Genomic DNA, 14,591 nt, shown 5'->3' with positions numbered 1-14,591 from the left:
CTTCGATCTTGGCTGTACGGGCCGCGGGTGCACCGCGATATGGGTGCCGCATTGGGGCCGCGCCATGACGAAGGCGGTGTGTTCCGGCGCGCGGCCCTGTTTGCCGCAGCGCTAACCCTCCTGATGGTCTCTTTCATGACAGCATCGCAGGCCGCTCCGGGCGGCCCGGTCAGGCTCGTCGCCCTCGGCGACAGCCTCACCGCCGGCTATCGCCTTCCCGCCGACGCCGCCTTCCCGACGGTGCTGGAGCGCCTGCTCAAGGGCAAGGGCGAGGACGTGAGCGTGGCCAATGCCGGCGTGTCGGGCGACACCGCCACCGGCGGCCTCGACCGGGTCGACTGGTCGGTGCCGGACGGGACCGCCGGGGTGATCCTCGAACTCGGCGCCAACGACATGCTGCGCGGCACCGACCCGAAGGTGACCGAGGGGGCTCTGTCCGCGATCATCGAGCGGCTGAAGGCGCGGGGCATCCCGGTGCTGCTCGCCGGGATGCAGGCCGCGCCGAATCTCGGGCCGGACTACAAGGCGCGCTTCGACGCGATCTACCCGACCCTGGCCAAGCGCTACGACCTGACCCTCTACCCGTTCTTCCTCGACGGGATCATCGGCGACCGGGCGCAGCATCTCGATGACGGGCTGCACCCGAACCGGCAGGGCGTCGAGACCATCGCGGCCCGCATCCTGCCGACCGTGGAAACCTTCCTGGGCGGCCTCCGACAGGGGGCGTCGCGGTAATGCCGCGCCTGTTCACCGGGCTCGCCGTCCCGCCGGCGATCGCCGACGCCCTGAAGACCTACCAGGGCGGCCTGCCCGGCGCCCGCTGGATCGAGCCGGGCGACTTCCACGTCACCCTGCGCTTCCTGGGCGATATCGAGGCCACGGTGGCCGACGACGTGGTCGAGGCTCTGGCCGAGATGCGGCCGCGTCCCGCCCTGCGGGTGACGCTCGACGGCCTCGGCATCTTCGGCGGCGACAAGCCGCGGGCGCTCTACGCGGCGGTGGTTCCGGAGGCGAGCCTGATGGATCTCCAGGCCGAGCAGGAGCGGCTGGTCCGGCGGGCCGGGGTCGAGCCGGAACGGAGGAAGTTCACCCCGCACGTGACCCTGGCCCGCCTGCGCCGCGACGCGACGCCGGAGGCGACGGCGATGTACCTGTCGCAGGCGCCGGTCTTCGCACCGCTGTCGTTCGACGCGGATCGGGTGACGCTGTTCTCGGCGCGGGACTTGACCGGCGGCGGCCCGTATGTGGCGGAGGCGGAGTTCCCGTTCGCGTGAGCTGTGCGACGGCTTCGCCGCACGCACCGGTCGGCCCCTGGATCCGTCCCGCGTCGTTCCGGGGCTCGCCGCAGGCGAGAGCCCGGAATCCAGAACCGCCGGCGAGGCCCAGGCACGCACGGCCCCGCGCCAGACTGAACACGCGTCGAGGTCCTGGATCCCGGGCTCCGCTGCGCGGCCCCGGAAGGACGGGCGCGCATGTCATGGAAGCCCTGTCTGCGCCTCACGATCACAGCCGCCGCAGGGCCACGCTCTCGATCCGGTGGCTCGCGCCCTTGGTCAGGATCAGGCTCGCCCGCTGGCGCGTCGGCAGGATGTTCTCCCGCAGGTTGGGCAGGTTGATCGTGGTCCAGAGCCGGTCGGCGATGTCGAGCGCGTCGGATTCCGCGATCTCGGCGTATTTCCGGAAGTAGGAGCGCGGGTCGCGGAAGGCGGTCTGGCGCAGCTTCATGAAGCGCGTGACGTACCAGCGGTGCAGATCGTCCTCGTGGCCGTCGAGATAGATCGAGAAGTCGAAGAAGTCGGACACGAACGGGATCGCGGTGCCGTCCCGCGGCAGGCGGGCCGGCTGGAGCACGTTCAGGCCCTCGACGATCAGGATGTCGGGGCTCTCCACCACCCGCTCCTCCCCGGGCACCCGGTCGTAGACGAGGTGCGAGTAGAGCGGCGCGGTCACGCGCCGGTGGCCGGCCTTCACGTCGTTGAGGAAGCGCAGCAGGGCGGCGGTGTCGTAGCTCTCGGGAAACCCCTTGCGCTCCATCAGCCCGTTGGCGGCCAGGTCCGCGTTGGGCAGCAGGAAGCCGTCCGTGGTGACGAGGTCGACCTTCGGGGTGTTGGGCCAGCGCGCCAGCAGGGAGGCCAGGATGCGGGCGGTGGTGGACTTGCCCACCGCCACCGAGCCGGCCAGCCCGATGATGTAGGGGGCCTTGGACTCGCGCTCGGCGAGCAGGAAGCGCTGCGTCGCCTTGAACAGGCCCTGCGTCGCCGCGACGTAGAGCGACAGGAGACGCGACAGCGGCAGGTAGATCGCCACGACCTCCTCCACCGAGATCGGGTCGTTGATCGACTGCAGGCGCTCCAGATCCTCCTGGTTGAGGGTGAGCGGCGTGTCGGCGCGCAGCTGCGCCCACTCGTCCCGGCTGAAGCGGCGATAGGGCGAGAGCCGGTCCGAGGCTTCGAGGATCGCCTCGACGGAGCCCGGCAGCGCGGCCGCGTTCACGCGTGGCGCCTCGCGGCCTTCTCGGCGATGCCGCTCTGGGCCGTCCGGCGCTCCAGCTCGGCCATGACGGCGCTGAGCTCGACGCCGCCCGCCCGGAGCAGCACGACGAGGTGGTAGAGCACGTCCGCGGCCTCGTTCGTCAGGCCGGTCCTGTCGCCCTGCACGGCCGCGATCGCCGCCTCGACCGCCTCCTCGCCGAGCTTCTTGGCCGCCTTGGCGGGGCCCTCCGACAGGAGCTTGGCCGTATAGGAGGTGGCCGGATCGGTCCCGGCGCGGCTCGCCACGAGGGCGGCGAGGTCGGCGAGCGTGTAGGCGGTCATGAAGCGATCTGCATGTTGGACCCGTCCCTTATACGGACCGGCACCGGATTTCGGCAGGAAACTGCGCTACGGCCGGTCTGCGGGCAAGCGGGGCGTGTGAAGGCGGGCGTCGTTTGTTCGGCGCGCAGCCCGCGCCGTCCTTGTCCCGGGCGCGTCCAGCGCCAGCGGATTGCGACCGGGGATCCGGCACAAGACTTCGTGAAGCGGCTGGCTGAACCAACCTGTGCCGCCGGCGCGGCGCTCAATGCGCTGGGTCTCGGATCGCCTTCTGCTGGGTTCCAGGCGTCCGGGAAAAGGGCGCGTCTCATCCGGAGCCGCGGCGCGCCGCTTTACTCGTTCGGCAGGTGCCGGGCGAGCGCCTCCAGCACGGCCATGCGCACGGCGACGCCCATCTCCACCTGCTCGCGGATCAGCGACTGCGCCCCGTCGGCGATCTCCGAGGAGATCTCGACGCCGCGGTTCATCGGCCCCGGATGCATCACCAGCGCGTCGGGCTTGGCGAGCGCCAGCTTGTCGCCGTCGAGGCCGAAGTACCGGAAATACTCCTTCACGGACGGCACGAAGGAGCCGTTCATGCGCTCCCGCTGGAGGCGCAGCATCATCACGATGTCGCAGCCGACGAGACCTTTTCGCATGTCGGTGAAGGTCTCGACGCCGAAGCGCTCGATCCCGGCCGGCAGCAGGGTCGAGGGCGCGATCAGGCGGACCCGCGCGCCCATCGCCTGCAGCAGGATGATGTTGGAGCGCGCCACTCGCGAATGCAGGACGTCGCCGCAGATCGCCACCTGCAGCCCCTCGATCCGGCCCTTGTTGCGGCGGATGGTGAGCGCGTCGAGGAGCGCCTGAGTCGGGTGCTCGTGGGCGCCGTCGCCGGCATTGACCACCGCGCAGTCGACCTTGCGGGCGAGGAGGTGCACGGCGCCGGCCGATTCGTGGCGGACCACGATGATGTCGGGCCGCATGGCGTTCAGGGTCGCGGCGGTGTCGATCAGGGTCTCGCCCTTCTTCACCGAGGACGAGGCCACCGACATGTTCATCACGTCGGCCCCGAGCCGCTTGCCGGCGAGCTCGAAGGACGACTGCGTCCGGGTCGAGGGCTCGAAGAACAGGTTGATCTGCGTGCGGCCCCTGAGCGTCGTGCGCTTCTTCTCCACCTGCCGCGAGATGTCGACGGCGGAATCGGCGGCGTCGAGCAGGCCCTCGATGTCGGGCCGGGTCAGGCCCTCGATACCGAGGAGGTGCCGGTGCGGGAAGGCCAGGGGCGCGGGCGTCGTCATGATGAGGCCCGGGTGTAGGTGCGGCGCGTCCGGCGGGCAAGGCCGTGATGGGCATACATCGCCATCGGAGGACGAGGAGCGACCGGCCCCGCATCGCTCCCTCCCCCCTCTGCGGGCTACGATGTGCACACATCCTTATCTGATGGGCGATGAACGGCTCCGCGGCTCCCCCTCGCCCCTCAGTGGGGGAGGGTGGCCCTCGAAGGGGGTCGGGAGAGGGGAGCGACGGTGCAGAAAAGGGCACCGCCCTTCATGCAAGGCGCGTCCCTTCCGGAAGCCGCGCTCCCCTCTCCCGACCCCTGCTTCGCACGGGCCACCCACCCCCGCAGAGGGGGGAGGGAGGGCGCGTGGGTGGGTCGTTGTTCTCATCCTTCACTGTGTGAAGCCGGGCGCTCCGGCGAGCCGTCCGGCCGCCTGCGGCCTTTTTTCCCGCGGATGGTAACCGAACGCCCCTGCCCCACGTATCCGCCCGAACGGTCGGGATTCGCACGCTCCCGGCCTCGCGCCGCTGATCCGGGATTCAGACGCTTGGCCGCCTCCCCTGCCCTCGAAGCCCCCGAGACCGTCGACCGGCAGGGCCGCCGGTGGTTCTACCGCCACCCGCTCGTGATCCGGCTGGCGCACTGGATCAACGCCGCGGTGCTGCTGGTGCTGCTCATGAGCGGCCTGCAGATCTTCAACGCGCATCCGGCCCTCTACTGGGGCGCGGTCTCGACCTTCGACGATCCGGCCCTCGCCATCACCAGCGAGCAGGGCCGCGACGGCAGGAACCGCGGCGTCGTGACGGTCGGCTCCCGCACCCTCGACACCACCGGGGTGCTCGGCCTGTCGAAGCAGGGCGGCACCGAGGTGGAGCGGGCCTTCCCGTCCTGGGCGACCCTGCCGGCCGATCAGGACCTCGCCACCGGGCGGCGCTGGCACTTCCTGTTCGCGTGGCTCCTCGTGATCAACGGCGCGGTCTACCTGCTCTACGGGCTGGTCTCGGGCCAGCTCCGCCGCCGGCTGATCCCGGACGGGGACCAGATCCGCGACTTCGGCGGCTCCGTGAAAGAGCACCTGCTCCTGCGCTTCCCCGAGGGCACGGAGGCCAAGCGCTACAACGTCATCCAGAAGCTGACCTACCTCGTCCTCGTGCTGGGCCTGCTGCCCGCCATGGTGCTCGCCGGCCTCGCCATGTCGCCCGGGATGGATGCCGCGTGGCCCTGGCTGACCGAGCTGTTCGGCGGCCGGCAATCGGCACGCAGCGTCCACTTCATCGCCGCCGGTTTGATCGTCCTGTTCGTGGTGGTCCACGTGCTGCTCGTGCTGGTCTCCGGCCTGGTCAACAACATGCGCGGCATGATCACCGGCTGGTTCAGCCTCGGCCGCGATCGGGAGACCGCGCGATGATCCTCCACCGCCGCAAGCTCCTGACCACCGGCGCCGGGCTGATGGGCACCGCCCTGCTCGGCGGTTGCGACCGCTTCGCCGGGACCGAGACCGGTCAGCGCACCCTCAAGATTGGAGAGGACGCCAACGCGTACGTCCAGCGCCTGCTGATGTCGCCCACGACCCTGGCGCGGGAATTCCCGGCCTCGATGATCTCGCCCTGGTTCAAGCCGAACGGCACCATCGACCCGCCGGACCGCGCCTATCGGGCGCTGGCGGCGCGGACATTCTCGGACTTCAAGCTGACGGTGGACGGGCTCGTGCAGACGCCGCTCTCGCTCAGCCTCGCGGATCTGCGCGCCCTGCCGGCGCGGACGCAGATCACCCGTCACGATTGCGTGGAGGGCTGGAGCTGCATCGGCCAATGGGCCGGCGTGCCGCTCGCCGAGGTTCTGAAGAAGGCCGGGCTGAAGCCGCAGGCGCGGTTCGCAGTGTTCCACTGCGCCGACACGCTGGAATATGCCGGCCGCCAGGACGGGGCGACGCTGCTGCGGCCCGGCCATCCGGGCGCGGTGCGGGACGGATATGTCCAGCTCGCCGCCGCGGAGGATTGGGGCGGCGCACCCACCGCCACCGACGCGCCCAAGGACGATTGGGGCCAGGGCAGCCCGGCCGCGGAGCCCGAGGATAAGCGGATTCCGATCCGCTACTACGAGAGCATCGACCTCTACGACGCCTTCAACCCGCAGACGATCCTGGCCTACGACCTCAACGGCAAGCCGCTGCCGGTCTCGAACGGCGCCCCCCTGCGCCTGCGGGTCGAGCGCCAGCTCGGCTACAAGCAGGCCAAGTACGTGATGCGGGTCGAGATGGTGGAGTCGCTCGCCGGGATAGGCCAGGGCGGCGGCGGTTACTGGGAGGATCGCGGCTACGAGTGGTACGCGGGGATCTGACCGCTCAACGCGGTATCTCCCCGCGCTCGCGCTCGATCGTCTCCATCAACACCGCGTTGATGCGGGCCTGCCAACCGGGCCCCTGGGCACGAAAATGAGCGACCACCTCCGGAAGGAGACCGATCACGACCGGTCCGTCCATCCTGTCAGGCGGGTCGCGCCGCACGAGGCGGTCGCCGATATAGAAGTCGGCGCGCGCGAGCATCGCGTCGGTCAACTTGGGGATCTCGTCGTACTCCTCTGGCGTGATCACGTGCGCGTCCACCCGGGTCAGATCGCTCTTGATCGCGGCCTCAACGGATGAGCGGTGCGTAACGCCTCTGCTCTCTGACATTGGCCTTCCTCATCCGGGACTGCCACGCGCCACCTCCCTCCCCCCTCTGCGGGGGAGGGTGGCCCCCGAAGGGGGTCGGGAGAGGGGAGAGACGGTGCAGGACAAAGCTCTGTGCTGTGTGATGGCTGCGCCCTTTTCTGAACCCGGGTTCCCCTCTCCCGACCCCTGCTGACGCAGGGGCCACCGTCCCCCGCAGAGGGGGGAGGGAAGGTGCCAGGGGAATCGGGATCGCCATCGCGCACCGTTCAAATAAGCCGCTCGCGCCGCTTACGACGAGTCCCTTCGGCGAGGCTTGCGTCACGGTCGTCATTTGACATCCCGCCGCCCGTGACCCACTTGTCCCCGGCGCGCGGCCCCGGCCCGACGGCGGGCCTCTGTCCCGCGCGAATCTCGAACAGAATTCGTCCGTCGAGCCCAGGCTCCGTCAGGGGCAGAGGTCTGAATGAAAGTCGTCGTCGTCGAGTCGCCGGCCAAAGCCAAGACGATCAATAAGTATCTCGGTCGCGACTATGAAGTCATCGCCTCCTTCGGGCATATCCGCGACCTGCCGCCCAAGGACGGCTCGGTGGATCCCGAGCAGGACTTCCACATGGTCTGGGAGCTGGCCGACCGCGGGGCGAGCCGGGTCTCGGAGATCGCCAAGGCGGTCAAGGGCGCCGACAAGCTGATTCTCGCCACCGACCCGGATCGCGAGGGCGAGGCGATCTCCTGGCACGTGCTGGAGGCACTCACCGCCCGCAAGGCGCTCAAGGGCATCCCGGTCGAGCGCGTGACCTTCAACGCCATCACCAAGGCGTCGGTCGAGCAGGCGATGCGCAAGCCGCGGGAGATCGACCAGGCGCTGGTCGACGCCTACCTGGCGCGCCGGGCGCTCGACTACCTCGTGGGCTTCAACCTCTCGCCGGTCCTGTGGCGCAAGCTCCCCGGCGCCCGCTCGGCGGGGCGCGTGCAGTCGGTGGCGCTCCGCCTCGTCGTCGAGCGCGAGATGGAGATCGAGCGGTTCAAGCCGCGTGAGTACTGGACGCTCATCGCCACCCTGACGACCGCCGACGGCGCGACCTTCGAGGCGCGCCTCGTGGGCGCCGACGGCAAGCGCATCCAGCGCCTCGACGTCGGCACCGGCGACGAGGCCGCCGCCTTCAAGCGCGATTTGGAGCTCGCGACCTTCCAGGTGGCGAGCGTCGAGGCGAAGCCCGCCAAGCGCCACCCGCAGCCGCCCTTCACGACCTCGACCCTCCAGCAGGAGGCATCGCGAAAGCTCGGGATGGCGCCGGCCCAGACCATGCGGGTCGCCCAGCGCCTCTACGAGGGCGTCGACATCGGCGGCGAGACGGTCGGCATCATCACCTACATGCGGACCGACGGCGTCGACATGGCGCCTGAGGCGATCCAGGACGCCCGCCGGGTGATCGGCAAGGAGTTCGGCGACCGCTACGTGCCGGACGTGCCGCGCAAGTACAGCGTCAAGGCCAAGAACGCCCAGGAGGCCCACGAGGCGGTGCGCCCCACCGACATGGGCCGCCTGCCCAGGATGGTCGCCCGCCACCTCGAGCCCGAGCAGGCCCGGCTCTACGAGCTGATCTGGACCCGCACCATGGCGAGCCAGATGGAATCGGCCGAGCTGGAGCGCACCACCGTCGACGTCACCGCCAAGGTCGGGCCGCGCACGATCGACCTGCGCGCCACCGGCCAAGTGGTGAAGTTCGACGGTTTCCTCGCGCTCTACCAGGAGGGCAAGGACGACGAGGAGGACGAGGAGAGCCGTCGCCTGCCGCCCATGAAGGCCGGCGACCCGCTCACCCGCGAGCGGATCAGCTCGACCCAGCACTTCACCGAGCCGCCGCCGCGCTACTCCGAGGCGAGCCTCGTGAAGCGCATGGAGGAACTCGGCATCGGCCGGCCCTCGACCTACGCGGCGGTGCTGCAGACCCTGCGCGACCGCGAATATGTGAAGCTCGAAAAGAAGCGGCTGCAGCCGGAGGACAAGGGGCGGCTCGTCACGGGCTTCCTCGAGAGCTTCTTCCGCCGCTACGTCGAGTACGACTTCACCGCCGGCCTCGAGGAGCAGCTCGACCGCGTCTCCAATGCCGAGATCGACTGGCGGGCGGTTTTGCGCGACTTCTGGCGCGACTTCTCGGCGGCGATCGGCGAGACCAAGGAGCTGCGCGTCGCCGACGTGCTGGAGGCGCTGAACGGCCTCCTCGGGCCGCACATCTTCCCCGACAAGGGCGACGGCTCGAACCCGCGCACCTGCCCGACCTGCGGCTCCGGCCAGCTCTCGCTGAAGCTCGGGAAGTTCGGCGCCTTCATCGGCTGCTCCAACTACCCGGAATGCAAGTACACCCGCCAGCTCTCGGCCTCGGGCGTCGAGGGTGAGGGCGACGGCTCCTCGGCCGAGGGCGGGCAGCCGGGCGTGCGCGTGCTGGGCGACGATCCGGCGACCGGCCTGCCCGTGACGCTCCGCGACGGCCGCTTCGGTCCGTTCCTGCAGCTCGGCGAGGCCTCGACCGAGAAGGGCGCGGAGAAGCCGAAGCGCTCGTCGCTGCCGAAGGGGCTCAGCCCGTCGGACGTGGATCTGAACAAGGCGCTCGCGCTCCTGGCGCTCCCCCGCGAGGTCGCGCGCCACCCCGAGACCGGCGAGCCGATCCTGGCCAATCTCGGCCGGTTCGGGCCCTACGTGCAGCACGGGAAGACCTACGCCAATCTCGGGCGTGACGACGACGTGCTGGAGATCGGCGGCAACCGCGCCATCGACCTCATCGTCGCCAAGGAGCAGGGCGGCGGCCGCGGCCGTCCGGCCGCCGATCCGGGCCGGCCGCTCGGCAAGGACGAGGCCAGCGGCCGCGACCTCGTGGTCAAGGCCGGCAAGTACGGGCCCTACGTCACGGACGGCGAGGTGAACGCCACGCTGCCGAAGAGCCTCAGTGCCGAGGCGCTGACCCTCGATGAGGCGATCGCCCTGGTGAATGCCAAGCGCGCTTCCGGTGGCGGCAAGCCGGCCAAGCGCGGCGCGGTCCGGAAGAGTTCGGCGCGTGCCGCGGGCGGCGACAAGCCGGCGGCGAAGAAGACGACAGCGAAGAAGCCCGCGGCCAAGAAGGCGGCGGCGAAGAAGTCGAGTTCCGGCTGAGGGATTCGTCGAGGAGCGTGTTCGGACGCAGCGACGAGGCTCCTGATCCCACCCCTCTTCTCACGTGTCCACGTCAGCGGGACTCGAAGAAGCGTTCAGGACGCGCGCGGCTGGCTGAAGGGCTCCTTCGAAGCGTCCGCCGCGCTGCGTCGCCTCGGGATTAGGGCGAGGATCGGAGCCAGGATGGACCGCCGCACCGAGGCGCTGCGGAGATCCTGCCCGCCTCAGACCAGATAGGTGATCGTCGCGGCCACCGCGGTCGCGAAGGTCGCGAGCGTGATCGTCGTGGCGTTCACCAGGGCGCGGGCGGGCGGCACGCCGGCCGCATCGTCCTCGCAGCCGAAGGCGGCACCGGCCGCGTGCTCGAAGCGGATCAGGGTCAGGCGGCGGGCTTCGATCGCGGCGTCACTCATCGACTGCGGCTCCCTGACCACGGTCAAGTCTTGTCTGCGGCGCTAACGCCGGGCCGATCGTTCTGTTCCGGCGGTAATCTGCTGAGTGCGGACAGGCTGATCATGGGAAAGCCTTAACCCAATGTTGTGCAACGTCGTGATGACGGTCGACGCACCGCGACCGGTCCGGGGCGCCGCGCCGGCCCTCGCTCGCGGCGGCGCAGCATGCGATAAGGCGGCGGCATCGCCAGGGGGCGAAGGCCTTTGATGTTTACGTTTTGTTCCGCTATCATGCGGGGATGAAGGCGCATGCTCCACGACCCAAGACCCGTCTGCGTGATCCTGAGCCAGCCGATGCGCCGCGCCCGCGGAGGCCGCGCGTGAGCGACCCGGCGCGCGACCTGTTCGGACCCGGCGGAAAGGCGTCCGCCGTCCGCCCGGCCGAGCCGCGGCGGCGCCTGGACGCCTCGGCTTCGGTGACCGCGCTCGCATCGGCTGCGCCGGAGGCAGGGTACACCGCCTCCGACATCGAGGTTCTGGAGGGGCTGGAGCCCGTCCGGCGTCGCCCCGGCATGTATATCGGCGGCACCGACGAGCGAGCCCTGCACCACCTCTTCGCCGAAGTGATCGACAACTCCATGGACGAGGCGGTGGCGGGTCACGCCAGCTTCATCGAGGTGGAGCTGGAGGAGACCGGCGCACTCGTCGTCACCGACAACGGCCGCGGCATCCCGGTCGACCCGCACCCGAAATTCCCCGGCAAGTCGGCGCTCGAGGTCATCATGACCACGCTGCATGCCGGCGGTAAGTTCGACTCGAAGGTCTACGAGACCTCGGGCGGGCTGCACGGCGTCGGCATCTCGGTGGTCAACGCCCTCTCCGACCTGCTGGAGGTCGAGGTGGCGCGCAACCAGACGCTCTACCGCCAGACGTTCTCGCGCGGTCACGCGCAGGGGGCCTTGGAACTGGTCGGCCGGGTCCAGAACCGCCGGGGCACGCGGGTCCGTTTCCATCCGGACGCCGAGATCTTCGGATCGCTGAAGTTCGATCCGCGCCGCCTGTTCAAGATGGCACGCTCGAAGGCCTACCTGTTCGGCGGCGTCGAGATCCGCTGGCGCTGCGCCCCCGCCCTGCTCGAAGGGCTGGAGGACGTGCCGCCGGAGGCCGTGCACCGCTTCCCCGACGGGCTGCGCGACTACCTCGCCCGGGACATCGACGGCAAGGAACTCGTCACCGAGGCGATGTTCTCCGGCAAGATCACCAAGCCGGGCTCGCACGGCTCGCTCGAATGGGCGGTGGCCTGGATGGTCGCCGAGGACGGGATCTCGCATTCCTACTGCAACACGATCCCGACGCCCGAGGGCGGCACCCACGAGGCCGGCCTGCGTGTCGCGCTGCTGCGCGGCTTGCGGGAGCACGCCGAGCGGGTGAACCAAGCCAAGCGCATGACGGCGGTGACCACCGACGACGTCATGGCGACCTGCGCGTCGATGCTCTCGGTGTTCATCCGCGAGCCGGAGTTCCAGGGCCAGACCAAGGACAAGCTCGCCACCGTGGAGGCGCAGCGCATCGTCGAGACGGCGGTGCGCGACGCCTTCGACCATTGGCTCGCCGCCTCCCCGGCCCAGGCCAACAAGCTGCTCGACTGGGTGATCGACCGGGCGGAGGAGCGCCTGCGCCGCCGCCAGGAGAAGGAGGTCGCCCGCAAGAGCGCGACGCGCAAGCTCCGCCTGCCCGGCAAGCTGGCCGACTGCTCGGCGGCCGGCACCGCGGGCTCGGAGATCTTCATCGTCGAGGGCGACTCGGCCGGCGGCTCGGCCAAGCAGGCCCGGGACCGGGCGACCCAGGCGATCCTGCCGCTGCGCGGCAAGATCCTCAACGTCGCCTCGGCCTCGCGCGACAAGCTCGGCGCCAACCAGCTGATCTCGGATCTCACCCTGGCGCTCGGATGCGGCACCGGCTCGGCCTTCCGCGAGGCGGACCTTCGCTACGAGAAGGTGATCATCATGACGGACGCCGACGTGGACGGCGCCCATATCGCCTCGCTGCTGATCACATTCTTCTACCGCCAGATGCCGAAGCTGATCGACCGCGGGCACCTCTACCTCGCGATCCCGCCGCTCTACCGGCTGCAGCAGGGCTCGAAGGTGGCGTATGCCCGGGACGACGCGGATCGCGAGCGCATCATCAAGACGGTGTTCAAGAACGGCAAGGTCGAGATCGGGCGGTTCAAGGGCCTCGGCGAGATGATGCCGGCCCAGCTCAAGGAGACCACCATGGACCCGAAGAAGCGCACGCTCCTGCGCGTCGCGGTCCTCGACGAGGCCCGGGAATCCACCGGCGACACGGTGGAGCGCCTGATGGGCAACAAGCCCGAGGCGCGCTTCGCCTTCATCAGCGAGCGCGCGGCCTTCGCCGAAGGGGCCGATCTCGACATCTGATGGGGTCGCGCCGGCGCGGCCTCGCCGCGCCGGCCGATGGCGCCGCTCCGCTCGCAACGACGGATGACGGGCTTCGGTCGCGGCCTATCGGGGCGCCGGGATTACCTTCGCGGGATCGAACGGCTGGGCCGCCGCCACCGTGTCCTTGCTCATGTTGAGGACCGCCGAGAACCGGTCCCCGCCCGGACGCAGCACGAGAGCGCCGGGCTCTACCGCGATCCGCTTGCCGCCGAGCCCGAGGAACCCGCTCACGTCGATGACCACCGCCTTGAAGGTCCCGCCGTCGGTGATCAGGAGATCTTCGATCGTGCCGACGTTCTCGCCCGCCGCATTGCGCACCGTCACGCCGATCATCTTCGAGGTGAGGAAGGTGGCGGGCTTCAGACCCTGACGCTTGGCGGCCTCCTCGGCGTTCGGGGCCTCCATCAATCGGCCGACGCTGTTGCCGTCCGTGGCGGTGCCCGGACCGGTTCCCGGCAGCACCGTGTCGCGGCCGATCACGGTGGCGTCCTGGGCCAGGGCTGGTGCAATCGCGAGGCCGATGGCCGCCAGCGATGCGAGAAGGATGTGGCTGCGCATGGCCGATCGCTCCGAAGCGCCCCGTCTCATCGCGGCGCACCCGGCCAATCGTCTGATGCCGGCCCGGTTCCGGACGGGCATGTCGCACCTGCGCCGGCCCTGAGACACCGCGCCTCAACGCGAAAGGGCCCGGCCTCGCGACCGGGCCCTTCCCGTGCGCGGAGCCGGTCGAGCCGGCTCCGGCCTTCGATCTCAGTACGAGCCGAACTTGTAGTTCAGGCCGGCGCGGACGACGGCGAACTCGGTCTTGGCCGCGGCGCCGTTGAGATAGGCGGTGCCGTTCGGGGGGAGCAGGTTGCCGTAGAAGACACCACCGGCGGTGTTCTTCTGCCGGTCGAGGCTGACGTACAGGCCTTCGACCTTGAGCGTCACGGCCGAGGAGCGGAAGAAGTTCAGGAAGGAGTCGGTGGGCAGCGCGTACTCGATGCCGCCGCCTGCCGCCCAGCCGGTGCGGAAGCTGTCACGGAACCGATTGCCGGCGAAGTTCTGGTCGTCCTGGCCGGAGCCGTAGGCGAAGCCGCCGGTGCCGTACACGAGGGTGCGGTCGAAGGCGTAGCCGAGGCGGCCGCGCACGGTGCCGAAGTAGTCGAGGCCGTTGCCGCTGGTGGCGACGTAGGCGCGCGGCGGCGCGAAGGCGATGCCCGTGCTGGGGCCGCCGAAGGCGTAGTTCTGCGTCGCGTCGGCGCGGCGGGCGAAGTCGACGTACTGGGCGTCGGCCTCGAAGCCGATCACGACGCCCGAGCCCGGCGTGAACTGATAGTTGTAGCCGATCTGCGCGCCGCCGCTGAACCCGTCATTGTTGCTGCGGTTGTTGACGCTGACGACGCCGTTGGTGCCGGGCGAGTTGATCAGCGAGCCGGCCGGCAGCGCGTAGTTGGAGGTGTTGCGGCTGCTGGCATCGAAGCCGTAGCCGGCGTTCACACCGAAGTAGAATCCGGTCCAGGTGAAGACCGGGACGGGGGTGAACACGGGCGGCGGGGCGGCGCGGCGCGGCAGATCCGCGGCGGACACGGCCGCGGTGGTGGCGACAAGCACCGTTGAGGCGAGGAGAAGCTTCTTCATGGTTCCAAAGGTCCTGGTTTAGCTTGAGCCGGCAGCCTTCAAGGCGCTCTCGGTCGGCAGGTCTGTCGCTTTCCCGCAACAAGCAGGGTGAGACTAGGACGATCCCGTCAACGAAAGATGAAGACTAACAGCCGGTATCCCGGGTCGCCGCGCCAATCCTGCGGTGACATGGCCGGTAGAAGGATAAGAATCCGAGTAATGCTGGCGGGCGTGGGACTCGGCGGTCTCCCGTAAGACCTTCGTGG

The 14,591-nt window shown here is 70.0% G+C and carries 13 protein-coding genes; 6 read left to right on the top strand and 7 right to left on the bottom strand.

The genetic code is table 11. The features are described 5' to 3' along the window. Positions 1-39 precede the first annotated feature (39 nt). Both MMSR116_RS25955 and thpR read left to right on the top strand, forming a co-directional pair. Entirely contained in the window at positions 40-735 is a 696-nt protein-coding gene (locus MMSR116_RS25955) for an arylesterase (RefSeq protein ID WP_432419919.1), read from the top strand. Beyond that, complete coding sequence (thpR, locus tag MMSR116_RS25950; protein WP_010685449.1) at positions 735-1,274, top strand: RNA 2',3'-cyclic phosphodiesterase; 540 nt, start codon at positions 735-737, stop codon at positions 1,272-1,274. The genes MMSR116_RS25955 and thpR overlap by 1 nt, the downstream gene beginning before the upstream one ends. A gap of 229 nt (positions 1,275-1,503) precedes the next feature. On the opposite strand, the gene coaA is transcribed toward thpR, so the two are convergent. The 3 genes from coaA to MMSR116_RS25935 form a co-directional block, all read right to left on the bottom strand. Beyond that, complete coding sequence (coaA, locus tag MMSR116_RS25945) at positions 1,504-2,493, bottom strand: type I pantothenate kinase (RefSeq protein ID WP_010685450.1); 990 nt, start codon at positions 2,491-2,493, stop codon at positions 1,504-1,506. Continuing rightward, positions 2,490-2,813 carry a phosphoribosyl-ATP diphosphatase gene (locus tag MMSR116_RS25940; RefSeq protein WP_010685451.1) on the bottom strand — a complete coding sequence of 108 codons (324 nt, stop codon included), beginning with the start codon at positions 2,811-2,813 and terminating at the stop codon, positions 2,490-2,492. The genes coaA and MMSR116_RS25940 overlap by 4 nt, the downstream gene beginning before the upstream one ends. Positions 2,814-3,142: 329 nt before the next feature. Continuing rightward, positions 3,143-4,090: an aspartate carbamoyltransferase catalytic subunit gene (locus MMSR116_RS25935; RefSeq protein ID WP_010685452.1), complete on the bottom strand. Its 948-nt coding sequence runs from the start codon at positions 4,088-4,090 to the stop codon at positions 3,143-3,145. A gap of 528 nt (positions 4,091-4,618) precedes the next feature. Here MMSR116_RS25935 and MMSR116_RS25930 point away from each other — a divergent pair. Both MMSR116_RS25930 and MMSR116_RS25925 read left to right on the top strand, forming a co-directional pair. Next, positions 4,619-5,479, top strand: a complete 861-nt coding sequence (locus MMSR116_RS25930) for a cytochrome b/b6 domain-containing protein (protein ID WP_010685453.1) — start codon at positions 4,619-4,621, stop codon at positions 5,477-5,479. After that, positions 5,476-6,411, top strand: coding sequence for a molybdopterin-dependent oxidoreductase (locus tag MMSR116_RS25925; RefSeq protein ID WP_010685454.1), 936 nt, complete (start codon positions 5,476-5,478; stop codon positions 6,409-6,411). Before MMSR116_RS25930 ends, MMSR116_RS25925 begins: the two co-directional genes overlap by 4 nt. A 4-nt stretch (positions 6,412-6,415) precedes the next feature. On the opposite strand, the gene MMSR116_RS25920 is transcribed toward MMSR116_RS25925, so the two are convergent. Further along, positions 6,416-6,676, bottom strand: coding sequence for a BrnA antitoxin family protein (locus MMSR116_RS25920; protein WP_244625531.1), 261 nt, complete (start codon positions 6,674-6,676; stop codon positions 6,416-6,418). 511 nt (positions 6,677-7,187) lie between these two features. Between MMSR116_RS25920 and topA the strand changes: the two genes are divergently transcribed. Then, positions 7,188-9,872 carry a type I DNA topoisomerase gene (gene topA, locus MMSR116_RS25915; protein ID WP_010685456.1) on the top strand — a complete coding sequence of 895 codons (2,685 nt, stop codon included), beginning with the start codon at positions 7,188-7,190 and terminating at the stop codon, positions 9,870-9,872. A gap of 224 nt (positions 9,873-10,096) precedes the next feature. Here the strand turns inward: topA and MMSR116_RS25910 are convergent, their stop codons facing one another. After that, positions 10,097-10,285, bottom strand: a complete 189-nt coding sequence (locus MMSR116_RS25910) for a hypothetical protein (protein ID WP_010685457.1) — start codon at positions 10,283-10,285, stop codon at positions 10,097-10,099. Between the two features lie 359 nt (positions 10,286-10,644). On the opposite strand from MMSR116_RS25910, the gene parE reads away from it, so the two are divergent. Further along, the gene (gene parE / locus MMSR116_RS25905) at positions 10,645-12,705 is read left to right on the top strand and encodes a DNA topoisomerase IV subunit B (protein WP_010685458.1); all 2,061 of its coding nucleotides are present in this window, start codon (positions 10,645-10,647) and stop codon (positions 12,703-12,705) included. Between the two features lie 84 nt (positions 12,706-12,789). Here the strand turns inward: parE and MMSR116_RS25900 are convergent, their stop codons facing one another. After that, positions 12,790-13,284: a PRC-barrel domain-containing protein gene (locus MMSR116_RS25900; RefSeq protein WP_010685459.1), complete on the bottom strand. Its 495-nt coding sequence runs from the start codon at positions 13,282-13,284 to the stop codon at positions 12,790-12,792. Between the two features lie 192 nt (positions 13,285-13,476). Then, positions 13,477-14,346 (bottom strand): outer membrane protein, encoded by an 870-nt coding sequence (locus tag MMSR116_RS25895; RefSeq protein ID WP_010685460.1) that lies wholly within the window; start codon positions 14,344-14,346, stop codon positions 13,477-13,479. Positions 14,347-14,591: the final 245 nt, after the last annotated feature.

It is taken from the genome of Methylobacterium mesophilicum SR1.6/6, from assembly GCF_000364445.2.
Lineage (GTDB): Bacteria > Pseudomonadota > Alphaproteobacteria > Rhizobiales > Beijerinckiaceae > Methylobacterium > Methylobacterium mesophilicum_A.
Note: the sequence above shows the minus strand (reverse complement) of the source record. Positions and strands in the feature narration are given on the sequence as shown.

What these genes read in the sequence shown, in the direction of transcription:
- MMSR116_RS25895 (WP_010685460.1), bottom strand. Translation starts at nt 14,346, where the DNA reads ATGAAGAAGCTTCTCCTCGCCTCAACGGTGCTTGTCGCCACCACCGCG.
- MMSR116_RS25955 (WP_432419919.1), top strand. Translation starts at nt 40, where the DNA reads ATGGGTGCCGCATTGGGGCCGCGCCATGACGAAGGCGGTGTGTTCCGG.
- topA (WP_010685456.1), top strand. Translation starts at nt 7,188, where the DNA reads ATGAAAGTCGTCGTCGTCGAGTCGCCGGCCAAAGCCAAGACGATCAAT.
- MMSR116_RS25910 (WP_010685457.1), bottom strand. Translation starts at nt 10,285, where the DNA reads ATGAGTGACGCCGCGATCGAAGCCCGCCGCCTGACCCTGATCCGCTTC.
- MMSR116_RS25925 (WP_010685454.1), top strand. Translation starts at nt 5,476, where the DNA reads ATGATCCTCCACCGCCGCAAGCTCCTGACCACCGGCGCCGGGCTGATG.
- MMSR116_RS25935 (WP_010685452.1), bottom strand. Translation starts at nt 4,090, where the DNA reads ATGACGACGCCCGCGCCCCTGGCCTTCCCGCACCGGCACCTCCTCGGT.
- MMSR116_RS25900 (WP_010685459.1), bottom strand. Translation starts at nt 13,284, where the DNA reads ATGCGCAGCCACATCCTTCTCGCATCGCTGGCGGCCATCGGCCTCGCG.
- thpR (WP_010685449.1), top strand. Translation starts at nt 735, where the DNA reads ATGCCGCGCCTGTTCACCGGGCTCGCCGTCCCGCCGGCGATCGCCGAC.
- MMSR116_RS25940 (WP_010685451.1), bottom strand. Translation starts at nt 2,813, where the DNA reads ATGACCGCCTACACGCTCGCCGACCTCGCCGCCCTCGTGGCGAGCCGC.